Genomic DNA, 19859 nt, shown 5'->3' on the forward strand with positions numbered 1-19859 from the left:
GATTGCGCGAATGCAGCGGTTGGCGAAGGACGGGTTCTTTCAAGGCTACGACCGGGTGGTGTTTACCGGCACCTCCATGGGGGCCTTTGGTGCGCTCGTGTTTTCCTCGCTGGCACCCGGTGCCCATGTCCTTGCCTTCAATCCGCAATCCACGCTCGACACCAATCTGGTGCCTTGGGAAGAGCGTTATCTGCGCGGGCGACGGCAGGATTGGACCCTGCCCCTCGGCGATGCGCAGGGACTATTGGATCAGGCCGGGCCGGTCAGCGTGTTCTATGACCCTTATCACGAACCCGACAAACGCCATTTCGAACGGCTGCAGGGGCCGAATGTCACGCCCTACAAATGTTTCTTTTCAAATCATAAATCGGCCGTCTTTCTGCGCAAGATTGACGCGCTGAAAACGATCATGACAGCAGGCATGCTGGGCGAGCTGACGCCGGATATGTTCTACAAACTCTATCGTCGGCGGCGTGATCTACCCTGGTACGCTGGCGCGCTGAGCGCTTATTACGCTGACGCAGGGCGGGACACGATGGCGGAACGCGTCCGCACTGCCTTTCGTGCGGCCAAGGGGCCCTCGGCGGTTCCGGCAACGAAAAAGCGCAAGCCCCCTGCCAGCGACGAGAAGTTCACGATCTTTACCACCATGAAGAACGAAGGGCCGTTCATTCTGGAATGGATCGCCTATCACCGCGCCATCGGGTTTACCGGTTTCACCGTCTACACCAATAACTGCGACGACGGGACCGACAAGATCATCATGCGGCTTGAGGAACTTGGCCTCGCCAAACATGAGGTCAATCAATTACGCAAGCATCACAGCCCGCAGCGCAAGGCCCTGCGCGCGTCAGAAACACACCCCTACACGCAGGAGGCCGATTGGCTGATGTGCGCGGATGTGGATGAGTTTCTGAACATCCGAGTGGGCGACGGGCATCTGAATGACCTTCTTGCGGCGACCGGCGATGTCGATGCGATTTCGTTCTGCTGGAAGCTGTTTGGAAATGGTGGTGTTGTCGAATATCAGCCCGAATTCGTGACCGAACAGTTTCTTTGGGCGGCACCTGAGGATCGGTATCCGAACTATCGCGCCTCCGGCATGAAAACGATGATGCGCAACAACGAGAAATTCGTGCGCATGAAGATCCATCGCCCCCTGCTGGCCGAAGGGGCAAAGGATTTGCGCTGGGTCGATGCGGGCGGACAGGAAATGCCAACCGCCTATCACAAGGCCAAATGGTCGGCCCACAGGGGGTTCTCGCATGAATTTGCCCGGCTGCATCACTATTCCGTCCGTTCCATCGACAGTTTTCTGGTCAAACGGGACCGGGGACGAACGAACCATATCAACTCGGATCAGGGGCTCGATTACTGGCGGCACATGAACGCAAATCACGAATATGACGACAGCATTCTCAAACGTCTGCCCGCCGCCAAGGCAGAGTATGAACGACTGCTGACCGACCCGGTTCTGGCCGACTTACATCGCAAGGCATGTGACTGGCATATCGCTAAAATCGAAGAACTGCAGGGGCGCGAGGGTTGGCCGGAATTCCGCGTGGCATTGCAAGAAACCGACGTTGGCGGGGCGGCGCGAAAGAAGGCGGCGAATGCCTGACCCCTATACCGTCCTGCATGCGGGGTTTCACAAGACCGGCGCCGCCGGACTGCACAAGATTTTGGATCGCAACGAAGGCGCCCTGCAAAAGCGGGGTATCAACGCGGTCCATCATCGGCATATGCGCAAGAATTTCACTGCACCCTGCCAACAGAATGCAGGGGGCAGCCGGCAAACCGTGATGGATGACCGCAAATTGCGCAAGGTGACGGGGCGGTTTTTTGATCAGGTCAAGAAAGACGGGCCAGACCGGCTGATCCTGACCGACCAGAATATTGCCGGGTCCATCCGACCCGCGATCAAGACCGGCCAGCTTTACCGCCATGCCGGCCCGATCATGAAGGTGGTTGCGCAACAAATCCCCTTCACCGTCAATGAAATCCATCTGGTGGTGCGCAACTACGCCGATTTTTTCACAGCACTTTACCTTGATTACATCGCCGACCTGAAAAGGCACGATACCGATTTCGTGACGCCCCAAGCGATGTGCGATGCGGTTTTCAAGCGGCTGTCAGGTTGGCACGATGTCGTGCGCCCGATCAGATCGCAGTTCCCGCGGTCCAAAATCATACTCTGGCGTTTCGAAGGGTTTGATCAGGCCAGCGGTGGTATGACCCCCCTCTTGCAGCATCTGGTTGGTGATACGATCGATGCCACCTCGCTGGAAACGGGAAAGCGCAGCAAACAGGGGCCCGCTATCTCAAACCGCGCGGTGGCTGAACTTGGCTTGCTGATGAAAACAGACGGGGCCAAGGTGAAAAGAGAGACGCTTCAGGCGGTTCTGAAAGCCTATCCTGACGATCCGCCCTTTGACCCCTGGCAGGATTGGGAACGCGCGCATCTGGATCGGCTTTACGACCGCGATATTGTGCGCCTCGGCACAGACAAGGCGATTACGATCATGCAACCAGCATGATGCGACACGCATTGTCGCACCGATAAGATGATACCATTTCAACTTTGACCAATTGAATTAAGATGTTAGAGCAAGGCCATGACCCGCTCCATACTCATTCTCAACGGTCCTAACCTGAACCTTCTGGGCACACGCCAGCCAGAGGTCTACGGCCCGACGACCCTGAAAGACATCGAAGCAATGTGTAAGGCGAAGGCCGAAAGCCTTGGCGTGGGCTTGGTGTTTCAGCAGTCCAACCATGAGGGGGCGCTGATCGACGCGCTGCATGCAGCACGCGGCGTACATGCTGGGGTGATCCTGAATGCGGGCGGTTATACCCACACATCCATCGCCCTGATGGATGCGATTTCATCCTGCGCGCTGCCGGTTGTCGAACTTCATCTGTCGAATATTCATGCGCGAGAGCCCTTCAGGCATCATTCCTATATCTCGTCTGTGGCTATTGGCCAGATCTGCGGCTTTGGCGCTGCGGGCTATCCTTTGGCGATGGACGCCCTTCTGGCCTATCTGGGAGACGATCAATGAGCGATTTTGTCAAACAGCTTGACCGGCTGACAAATGCCCGCACGGTCGAAGAACTGTGGGACCTGCATACCAAGCAGATGGAAACCTACGGGTTTGACCGGCTGATGTATGGCTACACCCGTTACCGTACCTCAAGCTCCCTTGGTGACCCGCAGGATTGGGTGCTGTTATCCACGCAAAGCCCTGAATACATGAAGGTTTTCTTTGACGAGGGCTTTTACTATCACGCCCCGATGCTGAAATGGGCACTGGCTAATGACGGCGCCTGCAGCTGGCGCTGGATGATGGACATGAGCCGGGTGGACAACCTGACGCCCAGCGAAATGCGGGTCATGGAATTCAACAAACAGATGAATGTGACGGCAGGCTATACGATCAGCTTCCGTTCCATTTCAGAACGGACCAAGGCGGCGATTGCACTGACGGCCAAGGCGGGTCTGACACAGGACGCGGTTGAACAGACATGGGCGAAACATGGTGACGAAATCATCGTCATGAACAATGTGATGCACCTCAAACTGCTTACCCTGCCCTATACCGGCGAACGTAGCCTGACCAAGCGCCAGCGCGAGGTGTTGCAATGGGTCGGTGACGGCAAAACCACGCAGGATATCGCGATCCTGCTGGAACTGACACCGGCGACGATTGAGAAACACCTGCGGCTGGCGCGCGAGGCGCTGGATGTGGAAACCACAGCCCAGGCCGTACTGAAAGCGGCGTTCTACAACCAGATGTTCATCGTCGATGTCGAGGCCTGACGCAGCATTATTGCCAGTGACGCAAGGGGAAAAATCACAAACCTGCGTCATGGTCAGGTTTCCCTGACTTTCCTAACGTAAGGTAAAAAGCCAAACTGAGGTTGTTCCGTGAGTGGTGGCCTTAGGCCTGGGAACAGCGGCTATAACCCTTGCGATTACAAGGCTCTATTGTCCGTGCCGGTTCAACCGGACGTCGGCGCTCTGGGTTTGCCTAAGAGTGTCGGCAACGATGCATGTCTGCCCCCGTCCCGAATGGGCAGGCATGGGTACATCGAGCGGCACCGCATTTCTCCCGAGTGCGGTGCCGCAGCATGTATTGTGATCACGACAGACCAAATGAAAAAGGCCGCCCGTCGCGGTGGCGAAGGCGGCCCTGATCATGGTTGCTTTGACAGCTTAGCCGTTCATCTTGGCGACTTCGGCGGCGAAATCTTCTTTCTCGACTTCGATGCCTTCACCGACTTCAAGGCGAACAAAACCGGTGATCTCAACACCGGCTTCTTCGGCGGCCTTTGCAACGGTCAGGTCGGGGTTCACCACGAATTGCTGGTTCAGCAACGTGACCTCGGCCATGTATTTCTTCATGCGACCCACGATCATCTTTTCGATCACGGCCTCAGGTTTGCCGCTTTCGCGGGCGATATCCATCTGAACCTGCTTTTCCTTTTCGACGACAGCAGGGTCAAGATCGTCCTCAGACAGCGATGCGGGGTTTGCGGCTGCGATATGCATCGCAACCTGACGACCAAACGCCTCATTGTCGCCATTGATCGCGACCAGAACACCAATATTGCCCATGCCATCAGCAGCAGCGTTGTGGACATAGGTCACAACCTTGCCGCCTTCCAGCGTCGCCATGCGGCGCACGGACATGTTTTCACCGATCACTGCGACTGCGTCAGTCACCGTCTGTTCAACTGTCTTGCCACCCATATCGGCCGCCTTCAGACCGTCGATATCTGATGTACCCAGCGCCACCTTGGCGATCCCGGCAACCATTTTCTGGAAATCAGCATTCTTGGCGACAAAATCGGTTTCAGAGTTCACTTCAACCGCGACACCTTTGCCACCGTCAACGGCGACGGCGACCAGACCTTCAGCGGCTGTCCGGCCGGATTTCTTGGCGGCCTTGGCGAGGCCCTTGGTGCGCAGCCAGTCAACAGCGGCTTCAATGTCGCCATCATTTTCAGTCAGCGCCTTCTTGGCGTCCATCATGCCTGCGCCTGTGCTGTCGCGCAGCTCTTTCACCATTGCAGCGGTGATTGCCATGTTACTTCTCCTTCGGAAGGAATTGAATGTCAGCGGGCGGGGCATAAGGCCCCTGCCCGACCGTTCTGAGACGCTTAGGAAGCGGGCGCTTCTTCGGCCGCAGGTGTCGCGTCGGCTGCAACTTCTTCAGCAACAACTTCTTCGGCCAGCTCTTCCATGGCACCCATGTCAACGCCAGCGGCACCCAGCTGTGCTGTCATGCCGTCAAGGGCAGCACGGGCAGCAAGATCGGTGTAAAGCGCAATGGCGCGGGCGGCGTCATCGTTGCCCGGAATGATGTAATCCACACCATCGGGTGAACAGTTGGTATCGACCACTGCCACAACCGGGATGCCCAGTTTCTTGGCTTCGGCGATGGCCAGGTCTTCTTTGTTGACGTCAATGACAAACAACAGGTCAGGCGTGCCGCCCATTTCGCGGATACCGCCAAGCGACGCTTCCAGCTTGCCCTGCTCGCGCTCCATGCCCAGACGCTCTTTCTTGGTCAGGCCAGCGAAACCATTGCTTGCGGCCTCGTCAATCGCTTTCAGGCGGTTGATCGACTGCGAAACAGTCTGCCAGTTGGTCAGCGTGCCACCCAGCCAGCGGTGGTTCATGTAGAACTGCGCGGATTTCTCGGCGGCGTCCATGATCGGCTTGGATGCCTGACGCTTGGTCCCCACAAACAGAACGCGACCACCCTTTGCGACGGTATCGCGAATGACCTGCAGCGCCTGATCCAGCATAGGAACAGTCTGTGTCAGGTCCATGATGTGGATGCCGTTGCGCGAGCCATAGATGTACTGCGACATCTTGGGGTTCCAACGTGCGGTCTGGTGACCAAAGTGTACGCCTGCTTCAAGCAGCTGACGCATGGTGAACTCGGGGAGAGCCATGTCGTTTTCCTTTTCCGGTTTCAAGCCTCAGCGGGGGATCAGGCATCTGCCCAACCGGTGGATACTTTGGGATTTCTCCCCAACGCACCCGCCCCCGCCTGCGGGATTAAGTGCGCGCCTGATAGACGCGCACTGCCATGATTGCAAGCGATGTTTGCGGCTGTTTACAAAAACACCCGCTCAACAAACCAGTAGGCCCCGACGACGGCAATTGCCAGCGAACAGGGGATCGCCACGAACCGGCGATAGGCCTCCAGTTGATCACGGAACTGGATCGACATCATGCACAGCACGAAGACCGCCGCCAGAGGTGCGGCAAAAAGCCAGACAGGTGATTCCAGCGCTTCTGCCAGACCAGCCGGGTTCAGCGCGATCAGGGCCCCTGCAGCAACCAGCAAGACAGCGTAAAGGGCAAAGCCCTGCCCCACCTCATTCTCGCCCCGATCCACGCGCAGCGCCTGCCAGACGCACAGGAACATCACCGCGATCACAGCCAGCTGGCCAACCTCGACCCCCACGTTGAACCCGATCAGGGCTGGAACAAATGTGCCGTCCGGCAGGCCAAATTCGCCCAGCACGGATGCAAAGCCCAGCCCGTGCAACAACCCGAACCCGAAGATGACAAAAGGCCGCCACGGACTGATCCCGCGGGTAAAGACGTTTTCAACCGCGACAAACACGATTGAGGCCGCGATCAGCGGCTCCACAATCGCCCCGGAAATGTTGACATAACCCAGTGCTGCCAGTGCCAGCGTGATGGTATGGGCGAGCGTGAACAACGACACTTGGACGATCAGCGGGCGCATTCGCGCGGCCAGAAAAAACAGGCCCAGCACAAACAGGATATGGTCCAGCCCCTTGGGGACGATATGGTCAAAGCCCACAGGGATGTAGCGCAGGAAGCTTTGCCAGCCGGTGGGCTGCCCACCCCCCGACAACGCGATCATATCACTCTGCGCGCCTGCCTCCAGATAGCCATCATAGGGCGCATCGACACCCATCTGACGGATCACAAGCACACCGAACGCCTTGTCCCAACCCACCTGCACATTCCGGGCGCCTTCCGGCAAGGCAGCCGAGAACGTGAATTCCGAATCGCGCACAACATCAACATTGCCCACCGAACCAACCGCAACGGACTCCAGTTCGACCGCCAGTGGCACGCCATCCGCATTCACGGTCAAACCGGCGGCCATCTGCGGCCAGAAGGCGCGAAACCGCTCCTCCAAAACCGCTGGCTCAAGCGCCCGCAACTCATCATACGTGGTCGCTTCTGGTGCTTCGTTAGTGTCCTCGGTTTCGGTCAGATCAATGCCTGCAACAAAGCTTTCCAGATTGGCCTGCACATCAAACACCAGCCGCCCATCCACCTCTTCCATATCGGCGATCGACGGCAGTACCTCGTGGGCCGCGACCATTGACAGGGTCGTGAACCACAGCAGAACCGCGCTTGACATCGCCTTGAAGAAGGACACCCTAGAACGAACCGAAAAGGATTTTGTGATGCGCATTCTCTCTCTCATTCTTGCGTTGCTCTCTGCCCCGGCGACGGCCCATGAGCTGTGGCTTGAACCGCTCGCCTATCAGGTTGCGCCGGACGGTATGCTTCAAGCGCATATTGTCAATGGAGAGGAATTTGAAGGGACAAAACTGGCCTACATCCCCCGAAACATTGTAAATTTCGTGGTATTTACCGATGACGCGGCAGATCGCATCGAAGGCCGGGTGGGTGACCGGCCCGCCTTGCGCCGCGACGTGCTGGCCGAAGGGCTGAATGTGGTGGCCTATCAGGCACGCACGTCCACTTTGAAATACGAAAACTGGGAGAAATTCCAGAAATTCGTCGATCACAAGGATTTCGGCGACGTCCGCAGCCAGCACGATGCCCGCGGGCTGCCAACCGAAGACTTCACCGAAGCCTATGGCCGTTATTCCAAGACCCTGATCGGCGTGGGCAACGCCGCGGGGTCCGACCGCCGGATCGGTCTTGAAACCGAGCTTGTGGCGCTGACCAACCCCTATACGGACGATCTGTCTGACGGCATGCGGGTGCAACTGCACTACCGCGAAAACCTGCGCTCCGATGAACAGATCGAGGTGTTTGAAAAAGCCCCCGACGGGTCGGTTGAAATCACGCTCTACCGGACCGATGATCAGGGGATCGGCACCTTCCCCGTCAAGCCCGGCCATGCCTATATGGTGGATGCGGTTGTCCTGCGCGAACCCAGCGCAGAGATGGCCGAGGCGACAGGCGCGGCCTGGCAGACCCTTTGGGCCAACCTGACCTTTGCGGTGCCTGAGTAACTTGCGCATGACCATCGGCTGCGCCACAAGGCGGCCATGACACGAACACCTGACATTATTTGCATCGGCTCCGTCCTGTGGGACGTGATCGGGCGTGCGGCCAGCCATATGCGGGTGGGCTCCGACGTGCCCGGGCGGATCACGCGCCTGCCCGGCGGTGTGGCAATGAACATCGCTATGACGTTGCGCCGTTTTGGCATGACCCCTGCCCTGCTGACGACTATCGGACGCGATGCCGAAGGCGATGAACTGGTGGCCGAAGCGACGCGCATGGGTATGATCTGCGATCATATCTATCGGTCCGAGGATCTGCCCACGGATGTCTATATGGCCGTTGAGGGCGCCAACGGCCTGATTGCCGCCATCGCCGACGCCCATTCGCTGGAGGCCGCTGGCGACAAGATCCTGCGTGCGCTCGACAACGGGGCGCTCGGGTCATTAGACAAACCCTTCACCGGCCCTGTGGCGCTTGACGGTAACCTGACCAAAGAGCTGCTGCAGGATATCGCGCAGTCTCCACTCTTTACGCAGGCTGATCTGCGCGTCGCACCTGCCTCCCCCGGAAAAGCGGAACGTCTGCTGGCGCTGTTGGATCACCCCTCGGCCACGATCTATGTGAACCTCGAAGAGGCCGGATTGCTCTGCCAGACGACATTCGACGATTCAGAAACCGCAGCCGAGGCCCTGATCAAACGGGGCGCGCATCGGGTACTTGTCACCGATGGTGGAAAATCCGCCTCGGAAGGCACCGCAGGCGATATCATCACCCAAACCCCGCCAGCGGTCATGGTGACGCGGGTGACCGGCGCAGGTGACACCTTCATGGCCGCACATATCGCGTCGGAAGCGCAGGATATGAACCGGGCCAACGCGCTCACACGGGCGCTGAATGCGGCTGCCACCTACGTGTCCGGAGAAACACCCCTATGATCCCCATCCAGTACAGTGCGGAGGTTGCGGCGGCCAGCGACACCGGCGGTCCCATCGTCGCACTCGAAAGCACGATCATTACCCACGGCATGCCGTTCCCCCAGAACGTGGAAACCGCACGGCTTGTCGAACAGGACGTGCGCGATCATGGGGCCACACCCGCGACCATCGCCGTTCTTAACGGGGTCCTGCATATCGGGCTGGAGCCCGACCAGCTGGACGCGCTTGGACAGGCACAAAACGTCGCCAAACTCTCGCGCGCTGATATGGCCGCATGCATTGCTACGGGTGGCACCGGGGCCACCACGGTTGCCGCCACGATGATCGCGGCCCATCTGGCGGGCATTCATGTCTTTGCCACCGGTGGCATCGGCGGGGTGCATCGCGGGGCCGAGGACAGTTTTGACATCTCTGCCGACCTGCAGGAACTGGCGCAAACACCGGTCACGGTTGTTGCTGCTGGGGCCAAGGCCATCCTTGATCTGCCAAAAACCTTCGAGTTGCTGGAAACGCTTGGCGTGCCGGTGATCGCCTATGGGCAGGACATGCTGCCCGCATTTTGGTCGGCACAATCGGACATGGCGGCCCCCTTGCGGATGGACGACGCCACCCAGATCGCCAAGGCACAGCAGATACGAACAGCTATGGGCCTGAAAGGCGGGCAACTGGTCACCAACCCAATCCCGCAAAAAGACGAAATTCCTGCCGCGACCCTGGCCCCGATCATTGATCAGGCTTTGGGCGAAGCGGACGCACAGAACATCAGCGCGAAGGCGGTTACACCCTTTCTGCTCGGGCGGATCTTTGAACTGACTGACGGGCGATCTCTGACCGCCAATATCGCCCTTGTGCGCAATAATGCGCGACTTGCTGCACAAATTGCCATCGCCATGGGCAAATAGGCAGGGCAGATCGCGCAGGGCGCTTGTGGCCCCACGCCGCAATGCATAGATATTATCTGAAACGTTTTTTTGGATGAATTTGATGGCCGAACCGCAGCAGACTGAAAACAAGCGCCGCATGCGTCCGGGCCTGATATCCCGTCTGCGCAGCAATTTTCTGGCCGGTCTGATCATCGTCGCCCCCATCGGCCTGACACTCTGGCTGATCTGGACAGTCGTCGGCTGGGTCGACAGCTGGGTCTGGCCATTTGTCCCGGATTATTATCAGCCTGAACAACTCGTGAACCGGCTTCTGGGGCGGACACCCGAAAACTGGATTGACGTCAACGTACGCGGGATCGGTGTTGTCATCTTCCTGTTGTTCACGGTCATCGTCGGCTGGATCGGCAAGGGCCTGATCGGGCGGTCCTTTCTGGGGATCGGTGAACGGCTGGTGGATCGGACGCCTGTTGTCCGCTCTATCTACAACGCCGCCAAACAGATCGCCGAAACCGTCTTTTCCCAACGCGACACGTCATTCGACAAGGCTTGTCTAGTTGAATATCCGCGCAGGGGCATCTGGGCCATCGCCTTCATCTCCACCAATGCCAAAGGCGAGATTGACGCCAAACTCTCCAATGGTGAGCCGACTGTGACCGTATTCCTGCCCACAACGCCGAACCCCACATCGGGCTTTCTGCTGTTTCTGCCGCTCAGCGATGTGCAGGTGCTGGACATGACGGTCGAGGATGCCGCCAAACTCGTGATCTCTGCCGGTCTTGTCTATCCCAACGGGAAAGAGGTCGAAGCGCTTCCTCACGCTGCTGAATAAGTGCTGTTCGTCCCTGCTGCCACCGGTTTCGCGACCGCGTTCGCGCTCATCCTCGCCATCGGGGCACAAAATGCGTTCGTGCTGCGCCAAGGGCTGGCCCGATCGCATGTGTTCTGGCTTTGCCTGTTATGTGCCACATCCGACGCGATCCTGATCACCGCTGGCGTGCTGGGATTCGGGGTCATCGTCACGCTCTACCCGATGTTGCCGCAGATCATGGCCTGGGGTGGGGCTGCGTTTCTGATCGTCTATGGCGCATTGCGGCTTTGGGCGGCGTGGAAAGGCGAATATGCGATGCAGCTATCAGGCCAATCCGCCAGCCTTTGGGGCACGCTTGCCACCGGTGCGGCCTTCACCTGGCTGAACCCGCATGTCTATCTTGATACGCTGGGCCTCGTCGGTGCGGTGTCGACCCAATATACGGATGTGGCTGAAAAAACCGCCTTTGGCGTCGGGGCCGTCACCTCATCCTTCGTTTTCTTCTTCAGCCTCGGATACGGCGCGCGACTGTTGGCCCCGGTGATGCAATCGGCGCGGGCCTGGCGCATTTTGGACGTTCTGATCGGTCTGGTTATGTGGGCGCTGGCCGCGAAACTGATCAGCTGAACATCTCGGTCAGATTGACCGTACTGCGCTTGCCCAGATCTTTTTTATGGGTCTTCAGGAATGCACCTGCTGCGGCCTCCCCTGCCTCTTTCAGCCGGGCAAGCACCACGGCATTCGGGATCGTCTTGGTCGCCACGTTCAGTTCATTCATCAGACCGTCATCAGCGATCATATGAACCAGCACATTCTTCATGGTGCCCTTTTTGATCGACCCGTCGGCCAACAACCGCTTCACAAAATCAATCGCCCGTAATTCGCGAAAGAGAGAGCTATTAAAGCTGATCTCGTTGATGCGGTTCTGGATCGACTGGCTGTCCGTCGGCAGGTCATCACGGTGCAAAGGATTGATATTCACGATCAGAACATCGTCCGGCAATTCATTGACAAACAACGGAAATAAAGCCGGATTGCCGGTATATCCGCCATCCCAGAACGCCTCTGTCTGGCCTGTCTTGGGATCCGTGAACTCAACCGCCTGAAACAGGCTGGGCAAACAGGCAGAGGCCATAATCACGTCAGGCATGATCTCATCACCGGAAAAAACCCTGATCTTGCCGCTCCGGACATTGGTCGCGCAGATGTGCAATGCCGGTCCATCCTTGGCGCAGACCTCATCATAATGAAATTCGTTGACGATATGCTCCAGCGGATTGCGCATCGTCGGCCCATAGACATACGGCGAAAACATCCGCGTCGTCATGTCAAACGCGGCATAGGCTGGCGAATACTCCATCGCTTTGGCCCAGACATGCGCCGTCGGGGCCAGCGACGACACCCACTCCGAAAAGCGCGGATCGGTGATGGCACCCACCTGCTCCCACAACCATTCAAGATTGGCCAGTGCGCCCTCGCGCCCATTGGCCACCCAGCCGGATTTCAACGCAGCGGCATTCAATGCCCCTGCTGATGTGCCGGAAATCGCCGCGATTTCGATATCTTCGTCATGCAACAACGCACATAGCACACCCCAGGTGAACGCCCCATGCGCGCCGCCGCCCTGCAGTGCTAGGTTGATGCGCTTCATAACGCGGTCCAGCCACCATCGACGCTGATGGTAGTGCCGGTGACCTGCGCTGCAGCATCAGAACATAAATAAACCGCCGTGCCACCCAACTGTTCGACCGTGGCAAATTCCTTGGACGGTTGGCGTTCCAGCATCACGTTCTTGATCACATCCTCACGGGACATGTTGTATTCTTTCATCGTGTCCGGGATCTGGCTTTCCACCAGCGGGGTCAGCACGTAACCGGGGCAAATCGCGTTACAGGTGATCGGATCCTGCGCGGTTTCAAGCCCGATGGTCTTGGTCAGACCAACAATGCCATGTTTTGCCGCCACATAGGCCGATTTATAGGGCGAGGCCGTCAACCCATGGGCCGAGGCAATGTTGATGATCCGGCCATACCCGCCCTCGCGCATACCTGTCACGGCGGCGGCAATCGTATGAAAGGCCGATGTGAGGTTAATGGCGATAATCGCCTCCCACTTTTCGGTCGGAAATTCCTGCACGGGGGCCACATGCTGAATGCCCGCATTGTTGACCAGAATGTCGCAACCGCCGGCTGCCACGATCAGGCGGCGGCAATCCTCTGCCTTTGACATATCCGCCTGCACATATTTCGCCTCAACCCCGGTCACATCGGCAATCTCGGCGGCCAGGGCGTGGTCTTCCTCGCGATCGGTAAAGGAATTCAGAACGACGTTTGCGCCTGCCTTGGCCAGTTCACGGGCAACCCCAAGGCCAATGCCAGAGTTCGATCCGGTGATAACGGCGGTTTTTCCTGCGAGTGACATGTTTTGGCTCCGATTCTTTGCGTCGCGACTCAGTCTATATGCTGCAACTGCAAAAGCCACCCGACGTTCCCGAGAGCCCACAAAAAAACGCCCGCACAAGGCGGGCGTAAAGTTATTGAGGCAGGTTTCATACAGGCAAGAAACCTATCGAGCAGTGACATCTTTATAAGCAATCAGTTGCGCGCATCCAAGCTAAAAGTTTGAAAAGGTTGAAAACCCTCTTTACCATCCGGGGAAACAATCAAAGAAACAGCAGGGGGCATCAAATCGTGACACTCAAAATTCTCAAGGCAGCAAGGGCCGCAGGGCTCGGACTGGGCCTGATCATTGCAGGCGCAGCGGCGGTTGCAGAACCGCAACATGGCATAGCTATGTATGGTGACCCTGCCCTTCCACCTGATTTTGTGTCGCTCCCCTACGTCAATCCCGACGCACCCACCGGTGGCAGGATCGTCACGGCAGAGGTCGGCAGCTTCGACAGCCTCAACCCGTTTGTGCGCAAAGGCTCCACACCATGGCAGTTGCGATTCTTCCTCGGCGAAAGCTTCATGGGCCGGTCATTGGATGAACCGTTCTCGCTTTATGGTGTTCTGGCCGAATCGGTCGAAACCGGGCCAGACCGTGAATGGGTGGAATTCACGCTCCGCGAAGGTGCAGCATTCTCTGACGGCAGCCCGGTTACCATCGAAGACGTCATGTGGTCCTACGAAACGCTGGGGACAGTTGGCCATCCGCGTTACTTGGGTTTCTGGACCAAGGTCGACAGCATGGAACAGACAGGTGACCGCTCCGTGCGCTTCACCTTCAACGTTGAAGACCGCGAACTGGCTCTGCTGGCAGGCATGCGCCCGATCCTGAAAAAGGCGCAATGGGACGGGGTCGATTTCGCCGAGACAACGACCGAGATTGTCCCCATCACCTCCGCCCCTTACATGATCGACGATTTCGAACCGGGGCGCTTCGTCTCGTTACGCCGCAATCCGGATTACTGGGGCAATGACGTGCCATTCCGGCGCGGCACCAACAACATAGATGAGGTGCGGCTGGAATTCTTTGGCGATGAAACCGCTGCGTTCGAGGCATTCAAGGTGGGTGAGGTCAATTCGAACCGTGAATTCAATGTGGCCCGCTGGGAAAGCCAGTATAACTTCCCAGCCATCCAGAACGGTGATGTGGTGCTGTCCGTCCTGCCCCACCAGCGGCCGTCTGGCATGACCGGTTTCGTCATGAACACGCGGCGCGACCAGTTCAGCGACTGGCGGGTGCGCGACGCGATGCTGCACGCTTTCAACTTCGAATTCATCAATGAGGCGATGACGGGTTCGCAACAGCCGCGGATCACGTCCTACTGGTCCAATTCACCGCTGGGCATGTCGGACGGCCCGGCCGAGGGTCGCGTGCGCGAACTCCTCTCACCTTTCGCCGAAAGCCTGCTGCCTGGCGCGATGGACGGCTACAGCCTGCCCATGGGTGACGGGACAGAACGCAACCGGGCGGGCACGGCCAAGGCGCTCGAACAGATGGAGGCCGCAGGCTGGACTATTCAGGATGGCCAGATGAAAAACGCATCCGGCGATCCGTTCACCTTTGAAATCCTGCTGGATCAGGGCGCTTCGGAAAATCAGGCAATCATCGACATGTATGTGGAATCGCTGGCCCGGATCGGGGTGACACCAACCGTCACCGTCGCCGACAGCGCCCAGTTCAAGGAACGCACCGACCAGTATGATTTCGACATGACCTATTACCGGCGCGGTCTGTCGCTCTCTCCCGGCAATGAACAATACAATTACTATGGTTCGGAAGATGCAGACACCCCCGGCGGTCGTAACCTGATGGGGATCAAATCATCGGCTGTCGATGCGATGATCGGTCGGCTGCTGACTTCGGAAAGTCAGGATGATTTTGTGGCTGCGGTCAAAGCGCTCGACCGGGTGCTGACCACGGGCCGCTACGTGATCCCGATCTATCAGTGGAACATCAGCCGTCTGGCCCACGCGAAAGAGCTGAAATATCCTGAGTACATCCCGGTTTTTGGCGACTGGCCCGGCTGGCAGCCCGATGTCTGGTGGTATGAAGAATAGCCACTTCGGTCTCCCGTCATGGGTCTGTTACATTTAACCCATAGGCGGGACCGAAAGACCAAAGGCTGTTATGAATATCCTCGTCCTCTGTACCGGCAACTCGGCCCGTTCCATCCTGCTTGAATCGATCCTGACCCACCGCTCTGACGGGCGGATCACCGCATGGTCGGCTGGGTTCAGACCCGCCGGTAAGGTTCATCCTCAGTCCATTGCCCTGCTGCGCGCCAATGGCTTCCCGACCAACGGGCTGAGTTCGCAAAGCTGGGATGACTACGCGAAGGATGACGCCCCGGTCATGGACGCGGTGATTACTGTCTGTGGCTCCGCTGCAACGGAAGAATGCCCTTATTGGCCTGGGGCACCGTTACGCGCCCATTGGGGCGTCGAAGATCCGGCGGCCGCGAAACCAGACGATCAACCCGCCGCCTTTGCCGAGGCCTACCGCCTGCTGGATGCCCGCGCACAACAGCTGCTCGCCTTGCCATTTGAGACGATGTCGCAAGACGATCTGCAATCGGCCTTGAACAGGATCGGGACATGAACGGGCAGAAACTTCTGGCCGAGGGTATCGGCACCGCCTTTCTTCTGATCGGTGTTGTCGGCTCGGGCATCATGGGGGCCGCACTTGCAGACGGCAACGTCGCTATCGCCCTGCTGGCCAATGCCATCGCCACCGGATGCACGCTCTATTTCATCATCACAACGCTCGGTCCCATCTCGGGGGCGCATTTCAACCCCGTCGTGACACTTGCCTTCCTGATCCGGCGCGACATGACGCCTATTACGGCCGCCGCCTATGTGGTCGTCCAGATCATCGGCGGGATCCTGGGCGTCTGGGCGTGCCATATGATGTTCGACCTCGACATCCTGCAATTCTCAGCCACCGACCGCACAGGTACCGCGCAATGGTTCTCCGAAATTCTGGCCACGTTCGGCCTGCTTTTCGTGATCTTCGGTGGTCTCCATTCCAATCGCGATGCGGTTCCCACACTTGTCGCCCTCTACATCACGGGCGCCTATTGGTTCACCTCATCAACCAGCTTTGCCAACCCTGCCGTGACGATCGCGCGCGGGCTCAGCGATACATTCGCCGGGATCAACCCGGCCCATATCCCCATGTTTATCCTGATGCAGGTTGTCGGTGTCGGCATCGCCGCCCTGATCCTGCCACGGCTTTTTCGGAACTAATCCGTATCCGTCGTGTTGTGCCAGCAAGCAACAGACAGGAGAAAACCATGCAATGGAAAGACGTCGCCCAAAACTGGACCGCTTTCACCCCGCGCATCATGACACGCTGGCCTACGCTTGAAGAAAACGAAATCCTCGCGATTGACGGCGATCAGGAGCGTTTCCTGAACTACCTGACGGCCTCCAAAGGTGACGATCCTGTCGGTGCGCAAATGGAACTGGCCGATTGGCTGATGGGCGAAGAACCTGCAGATGCTGTGATGGATCCGACACGCGACAATGCCCGGATCAACGCATCGGCCCAGAACATCCCTGCTGGCGAAGTTCCATCGAACGATGACCGCCGCTTCGGCGATGACAACACGCCGGAGCCACCGCTGGCCAAAGCCAGCTAAATCAAATTTCCAGAAATTTGATGCCCGTCAGGACAGCGACGTGACCCAAAGAATCGTCGCATCTTCTTGGCTGATCGACACCACATTGTGTCCCATGGCAGCGTCATAATAGGCGCTGTCACCCCGCTTCAGCTCAACTGGTTCGTAAAACTCGGTGTAAAGCCGGACCTGACCGGTCAGCACATACAAAAACTCTTCGCCATCATGGCGCACCCAGCCATCAAAATCCTCCATCCGCCGGGCACGGACCCGCGCGCGGTACGGCAGCATTTTCTTTGATGTCAGCGCGGTGCCCAATAAAGCATGCTCATAAGTCGTCGTAAGTTGCGCGGTTTCCTCACCATTGCGGGTCACAGCCATGCGACCATTCACCTGCCCTTTCGAGGGTGGCGTGAACAATTGCGGCACCGAAATCTCCAGTCCCACGGCGAGTTTTTTCAACGCATCATAGGTCGGCGACATCTGCCCGTTTTCGATCTTCGATAGGGTCGACCTAGCCAGCCCGGCCTGTTGTGCCGCCTGCTCCAGCGTCCAGTCGCGCGCCTTGCGCAATTCGCGAACGCGCGCACCCAGATCAAGCGGTTGCGCCACGGAACTGTCCCCGTTTTCATGGGCAATCCGGATCAGGTTCTTAGGGTCGATATCGGTCATGCGTCCCTATCTACGACCCGTCCCGGGTTCTTGCAACTGAGCGCGGCCACAGATAGCGATGCAGCATGCTGTCCGTTACTGATCCTGATCCATTTCCACCTGCGCCCGACCAGTTCAACATGGCCGCCCATGTGCTGACCCACACCGAACGGCTTGCAGACAAGACAGCGCTGGAAATCATAGGCAGCGACCCCGAAACCTTCACCTACCGCCAGCTGGCCGGCGCAATCCGGGGTACGGCAACCGGACTGCTGGACAACGGGTTGACCCCTGGCGACCACCTGCTTTTGCAACTGGGCAACACGCCAGAATTTCCAATCACTTATTTGGGTGCTATCACCGCCGGGATCATTCCTGTCCCGGTCTCATCGCAGCTCACCCAGCCCGAAATCACCAGTATAGCCGCCACAATCAAGCCGGCCATGACCATCCGGGCAAGCGGCATGGCCAAAGGGCCAGAGCCGGTCTTGCCAGCCAGAAAACTGCGCGCATTCTGGACGCTCCCGCCAGCGGATTACGCCATGGGCGATCCCAACCGCCCTGCCTATATCGTCTATACCTCCGGCACCTCCGGCAAACCACGTGCGGTCGTGCATGGGCATCGGGCGATCTGGGCGCGCCAGATGATGTGGGATGGGTGGTATGGGCTGCGCGAGGACGACCGTATGCTGCATGCCGGGGCGTTCAACTGGACCTATACGCTGGGCACCGGCCTGATGGATCCATGGTCTGTCGGGGCAACGGCGCTGATCCCGCATAAGGATAACACCGCCGATCAACTGCCGCGCCTGATCGCCGATCACCGGGCCACCATCTTCGCCGCAGCGCCGGGGGTCTATCGCCGCCTCCTGCGGGCCGATATCCCTGCCCTACCACATCTGCGCCACGGTCTTTCTGCGGGGGAAAAACTGGCCGAGGACTATCGCAGCGACTGGACCACCAAAACCGGCACGCCGATATTCGAGGCGTTCGGCATGTCCGAATGCTCCACCTTCATTTCCGGCAGTCCTGACAACCCGGCACCGGTCGGTACGTCCGGCTTTCCGCAACCGGGCCGAAAGGCGGCGCTGATCGGCCCGGATGGCCCTGTCCCACGCGGCACCCCCGGCACCATCGCCGTCCATAAATCGGACCCGGGCCTGATGCTGGGTTATCTGGACGCGCCCTCAGACACCGCCGCCCGCTATCAGGGCGATTGGTTCCTGACCGGTGATATCGGCATCATGGATGAAAGCGGCGCCATCGCCTATGCCGGACGCGCCGACGATATGATGAACGCGGGCGGCTATCGGGTCAGCCCGGTCGAGGTTGAAGATGTGCTAACCGCCCACCCCCACATCACCGAGGCCGCAGCCTGTGCGGTGCAGGTGGGCACAGGCACATCCATCATTGCGGCCTTTTACGTCGCGACAAACGTGATAGACGAAGACCAACTCGACAGGTTCATGGCGGCCCGGCTGGCTGGCTACAAACGGCCCCGGCTCTATATCGCCAAGGACACCCTGCCACGCGGGGCGAATAACAAATTGCTGCGGCGTGTGCTGCGCACCGAATGGGAGGCCGCACATGGTCAAGCTTGATATCATCTCTGACCCGATTTGCCCGTGGTGCTATATCGGCAAGACAAATCTGGACAAGGCACTGGCCGAAATCCCCGACCACCCGTTCACAATTGAATGGCATCCGTTCCAGTTAAACCCCGACATGCCTGCCGAAGGCATGGATCGGCGCGCCTATCTCGAAGGCAAGTTCGGTGGCAAGGAAGGCGCGATCAAGGCCTATGCCCCCGTGGTCGAACACGCGGAAAAATCCGGCGCGCATATCAATTTCGAGGCCATCAAAAAGACACCCAACACCATCGACGCGCACCGCCTGATCCATTGGGCCGGAATCGAACAGCGGCAACTTTTTATCGTCGATCTGCTCTTCAAGGCCTATTTCGTCGACGGCCGGGATATCGGCGATCACGAGGTGCTGGCCGATATCGCCGACACCGCTGAAATGGACGCGGCAATGGTCACAAAACTGTTGGCATCAGACGCCGATGTAGATGACATCCGCGCGCGGGATAAGCACAGCCGCGAAATGGGCGTCAACTCGGTCCCCACATTCATCGTTGCAAATCAGCACGCTATTCCGGGCGCACAACCACCCGACATGTGGGTGCAGGTGATCAAAGATATCATGGGTCAGCTTGCCGCGACGGAAGGCTGAACCGCGTTGCGCCACA

The 19859-nt window shown here is 58.6% G+C and carries 20 protein-coding genes and 1 pseudogene; 15 read left to right on the forward strand and 6 right to left on the reverse strand.

All coding sequences use genetic code 11. The features are described from left to right. Positions 1-649: 649 nt before the first annotated feature. From ACFWW2_RS12365 to ACFWW2_RS12380, 4 genes and pseudogenes are all read left to right on the forward strand, one after another. Positions 650-1165, forward strand: a pseudogene (locus ACFWW2_RS12365) (glycosyltransferase family 2 protein); the annotation flags it as partial. A gap of 448 nt (positions 1166-1613) precedes the next feature. Then, on the forward strand, positions 1614-2537 hold the full coding sequence (locus tag ACFWW2_RS12370; protein ID WP_393928386.1) for a hypothetical protein: 924 nt from the start codon (positions 1614-1616) through the stop codon (positions 2535-2537). 78 nt (positions 2538-2615) lie between these two features. Beyond that, positions 2616-3062: a type II 3-dehydroquinate dehydratase gene (gene aroQ, locus ACFWW2_RS12375; RefSeq protein WP_393928387.1), complete on the forward strand. Its 447-nt coding sequence runs from the start codon at positions 2616-2618 to the stop codon at positions 3060-3062. Further along, positions 3059-3820, forward strand: a complete 762-nt coding sequence (locus tag ACFWW2_RS12380; protein WP_393928388.1) for an autoinducer binding domain-containing protein — start codon at positions 3059-3061, stop codon at positions 3818-3820. The genes aroQ and ACFWW2_RS12380 overlap by 4 nt, the downstream gene beginning before the upstream one ends. Positions 3821-4216: 396 nt before the next feature. Here ACFWW2_RS12380 and tsf read toward each other — a convergent pair whose 3' ends face one another. The 3 genes from tsf to ACFWW2_RS12395 form a co-directional block, all read right to left on the reverse strand. After that, on the reverse strand, positions 4217-5089 hold the full coding sequence (tsf, locus tag ACFWW2_RS12385; protein ID WP_393928389.1) for a translation elongation factor Ts: 873 nt from the start codon (positions 5087-5089) through the stop codon (positions 4217-4219). A gap of 74 nt (positions 5090-5163) precedes the next feature. Next, positions 5164-5964: a 30S ribosomal protein S2 gene (rpsB, locus tag ACFWW2_RS12390; RefSeq protein ID WP_393928390.1), complete on the reverse strand. Its 801-nt coding sequence runs from the start codon at positions 5962-5964 to the stop codon at positions 5164-5166. A gap of 164 nt (positions 5965-6128) precedes the next feature. Then, positions 6129-7475, reverse strand: a complete 1347-nt coding sequence (locus ACFWW2_RS12395) for a HupE/UreJ family protein (protein ID WP_393928391.1) — start codon at positions 7473-7475, stop codon at positions 6129-6131. Here ACFWW2_RS12395 and ACFWW2_RS12400 point away from each other — a divergent pair. The 5 genes from ACFWW2_RS12400 to ACFWW2_RS12420 all read left to right on the forward strand — a co-directional run bounded on the left by ACFWW2_RS12400 (position 7468) and on the right by ACFWW2_RS12420 (position 11517). After that, complete coding sequence (locus ACFWW2_RS12400) at positions 7468-8268, forward strand: DUF4198 domain-containing protein (RefSeq protein WP_393928392.1); 801 nt, start codon at positions 7468-7470, stop codon at positions 8266-8268. The genes ACFWW2_RS12395 and ACFWW2_RS12400 overlap by 8 nt on opposite strands. Before the next feature lie 36 nt (positions 8269-8304). Then, positions 8305-9198: a PfkB family carbohydrate kinase gene (locus ACFWW2_RS12405; RefSeq protein ID WP_393928393.1), complete on the forward strand. Its 894-nt coding sequence runs from the start codon at positions 8305-8307 to the stop codon at positions 9196-9198. Next, the gene (locus tag ACFWW2_RS12410) at positions 9195-10100 is read left to right on the forward strand and encodes a pseudouridine-5'-phosphate glycosidase (RefSeq protein WP_393928394.1); all 906 of its coding nucleotides are present in this window, start codon (positions 9195-9197) and stop codon (positions 10098-10100) included. Before ACFWW2_RS12405 ends, ACFWW2_RS12410 begins: the two co-directional genes overlap by 4 nt. Positions 10101-10182: 82 nt before the next feature. Next, complete coding sequence (locus ACFWW2_RS12415) at positions 10183-10911, forward strand: DUF502 domain-containing protein (RefSeq protein ID WP_393928395.1); 729 nt, start codon at positions 10183-10185, stop codon at positions 10909-10911. A gap of 3 nt (positions 10912-10914) precedes the next feature. Then, a complete protein-coding gene (locus tag ACFWW2_RS12420; protein ID WP_393928740.1) occupies positions 10915-11517 on the forward strand; it encodes a LysE/ArgO family amino acid transporter in 603 nt (200 codons plus the stop codon). On the opposite strand, the gene ACFWW2_RS12425 is transcribed toward ACFWW2_RS12420, so the two are convergent. Together ACFWW2_RS12425 and ACFWW2_RS12430 are read right to left on the reverse strand one after the other, a co-directional pair. Further along, positions 11510-12541: a patatin-like phospholipase family protein gene (locus ACFWW2_RS12425; protein ID WP_393928396.1), complete on the reverse strand. Its 1032-nt coding sequence runs from the start codon at positions 12539-12541 to the stop codon at positions 11510-11512. The genes ACFWW2_RS12420 and ACFWW2_RS12425 overlap by 8 nt on opposite strands. Beyond that, entirely contained in the window at positions 12538-13311 is a 774-nt protein-coding gene (locus tag ACFWW2_RS12430; protein ID WP_393928397.1) for a 3-hydroxybutyrate dehydrogenase, read from the reverse strand. Before ACFWW2_RS12430 ends, ACFWW2_RS12425 begins: the two co-directional genes overlap by 4 nt. Before the next feature lie 371 nt (positions 13312-13682). On the opposite strand from ACFWW2_RS12430, the gene ACFWW2_RS12435 reads away from it, so the two are divergent. The 4 genes from ACFWW2_RS12435 (at position 13683) to ACFWW2_RS12450 (ending at position 16978) form a co-directional block, all read left to right on the forward strand. Beyond that, positions 13683-15395 carry an extracellular solute-binding protein gene (locus ACFWW2_RS12435; protein WP_393928742.1) on the forward strand — a complete coding sequence of 571 codons (1713 nt, stop codon included), beginning with the start codon at positions 13683-13685 and terminating at the stop codon, positions 15393-15395. A gap of 70 nt (positions 15396-15465) precedes the next feature. Then, complete coding sequence (locus ACFWW2_RS12440) at positions 15466-15936, forward strand: arsenate reductase ArsC (RefSeq protein ID WP_393928398.1); 471 nt, start codon at positions 15466-15468, stop codon at positions 15934-15936. Beyond that, positions 15933-16583, forward strand: a complete 651-nt coding sequence (locus ACFWW2_RS12445; protein ID WP_393928399.1) for an aquaporin — start codon at positions 15933-15935, stop codon at positions 16581-16583. Before ACFWW2_RS12440 ends, ACFWW2_RS12445 begins: the two co-directional genes overlap by 4 nt. 47 nt (positions 16584-16630) lie before the next feature. Next, positions 16631-16978, forward strand: coding sequence for a hypothetical protein (locus tag ACFWW2_RS12450; protein WP_393928400.1), 348 nt, complete (start codon positions 16631-16633; stop codon positions 16976-16978). Positions 16979-17005: 27 nt separating this feature from the next. Here the strand turns inward: ACFWW2_RS12450 and ACFWW2_RS12455 are convergent, their stop codons facing one another. Continuing rightward, a complete protein-coding gene (locus tag ACFWW2_RS12455; RefSeq protein WP_393928401.1) occupies positions 17006-17629 on the reverse strand; it encodes a helix-turn-helix domain-containing protein in 624 nt (207 codons plus the stop codon). 65 nt (positions 17630-17694) lie between these two features. Between ACFWW2_RS12455 and ACFWW2_RS12460 the strand changes: the two genes are divergently transcribed. Together ACFWW2_RS12460 and ACFWW2_RS12465 are read left to right on the forward strand one after the other, a co-directional pair. Continuing rightward, positions 17695-19209, forward strand: a complete 1515-nt coding sequence (locus tag ACFWW2_RS12460) for a class I adenylate-forming enzyme family protein (RefSeq protein WP_393928402.1) — start codon at positions 17695-17697, stop codon at positions 19207-19209. Beyond that, the gene (locus tag ACFWW2_RS12465) at positions 19196-19843 is read left to right on the forward strand and encodes a DsbA family protein (protein WP_393928403.1); all 648 of its coding nucleotides are present in this window, start codon (positions 19196-19198) and stop codon (positions 19841-19843) included. Before ACFWW2_RS12460 ends, ACFWW2_RS12465 begins: the two co-directional genes overlap by 14 nt. Positions 19844-19859: the final 16 nt, after the last annotated feature.

The sequence above is a fragment of the Yoonia sp. R2-816 genome, from assembly GCF_046762905.1.
Classification (GTDB): Bacteria; Pseudomonadota; Alphaproteobacteria; order Rhodobacterales; family Rhodobacteraceae; genus Yoonia.

Excerpts from the sequence above, each read along its gene's own strand:
- ACFWW2_RS12395 (WP_393928391.1), bottom strand. The coding sequence starts at position 7,475 with ATGCGCATCACAAAATCCTTTTCGGTTCGTTCTAGGGTGTCCTTCTTC.
- ACFWW2_RS12440 (WP_393928398.1), top strand. The coding sequence starts at position 15,466 with ATGAATATCCTCGTCCTCTGTACCGGCAACTCGGCCCGTTCCATCCTG.
- tsf (WP_393928389.1), bottom strand. The coding sequence starts at position 5,089 with ATGGCAATCACCGCTGCAATGGTGAAAGAGCTGCGCGACAGCACAGGC.
- ACFWW2_RS12465 (WP_393928403.1), top strand. The coding sequence starts at position 19,196 with ATGGTCAAGCTTGATATCATCTCTGACCCGATTTGCCCGTGGTGCTAT.
- rpsB (WP_393928390.1), bottom strand. The coding sequence starts at position 5,964 with ATGGCTCTCCCCGAGTTCACCATGCGTCAGCTGCTTGAAGCAGGCGTA.
- ACFWW2_RS12430 (WP_393928397.1), bottom strand. The coding sequence starts at position 13,311 with ATGTCACTCGCAGGAAAAACCGCCGTTATCACCGGATCGAACTCTGGC.
- ACFWW2_RS12380 (WP_393928388.1), top strand. The coding sequence starts at position 3,059 with ATGAGCGATTTTGTCAAACAGCTTGACCGGCTGACAAATGCCCGCACG.
- ACFWW2_RS12415 (WP_393928395.1), top strand. The coding sequence starts at position 10,183 with ATGGCCGAACCGCAGCAGACTGAAAACAAGCGCCGCATGCGTCCGGGC.
- ACFWW2_RS12405 (WP_393928393.1), top strand. The coding sequence starts at position 8,305 with ATGACACGAACACCTGACATTATTTGCATCGGCTCCGTCCTGTGGGAC.
- ACFWW2_RS12435 (WP_393928742.1), top strand. The coding sequence starts at position 13,683 with ATGTATGGTGACCCTGCCCTTCCACCTGATTTTGTGTCGCTCCCCTAC.
- ACFWW2_RS12455 (WP_393928401.1), bottom strand. The coding sequence starts at position 17,629 with ATGACCGATATCGACCCTAAGAACCTGATCCGGATTGCCCATGAAAAC.
- ACFWW2_RS12450 (WP_393928400.1), top strand. The coding sequence starts at position 16,631 with ATGCAATGGAAAGACGTCGCCCAAAACTGGACCGCTTTCACCCCGCGC.
- ACFWW2_RS12410 (WP_393928394.1), top strand. The coding sequence starts at position 9,195 with ATGATCCCCATCCAGTACAGTGCGGAGGTTGCGGCGGCCAGCGACACC.
- ACFWW2_RS12445 (WP_393928399.1), top strand. The coding sequence starts at position 15,933 with ATGAACGGGCAGAAACTTCTGGCCGAGGGTATCGGCACCGCCTTTCTT.
- ACFWW2_RS12460 (WP_393928402.1), top strand. The coding sequence starts at position 17,695 with ATGCTGTCCGTTACTGATCCTGATCCATTTCCACCTGCGCCCGACCAG.
- ACFWW2_RS12425 (WP_393928396.1), bottom strand. The coding sequence starts at position 12,541 with ATGAAGCGCATCAACCTAGCACTGCAGGGCGGCGGCGCGCATGGGGCG.
- ACFWW2_RS12400 (WP_393928392.1), top strand. The coding sequence starts at position 7,468 with ATGCGCATTCTCTCTCTCATTCTTGCGTTGCTCTCTGCCCCGGCGACG.
- aroQ (WP_393928387.1), top strand. The coding sequence starts at position 2,616 with ATGACCCGCTCCATACTCATTCTCAACGGTCCTAACCTGAACCTTCTG.
- ACFWW2_RS12370 (WP_393928386.1), top strand. The coding sequence starts at position 1,614 with ATGCCTGACCCCTATACCGTCCTGCATGCGGGGTTTCACAAGACCGGC.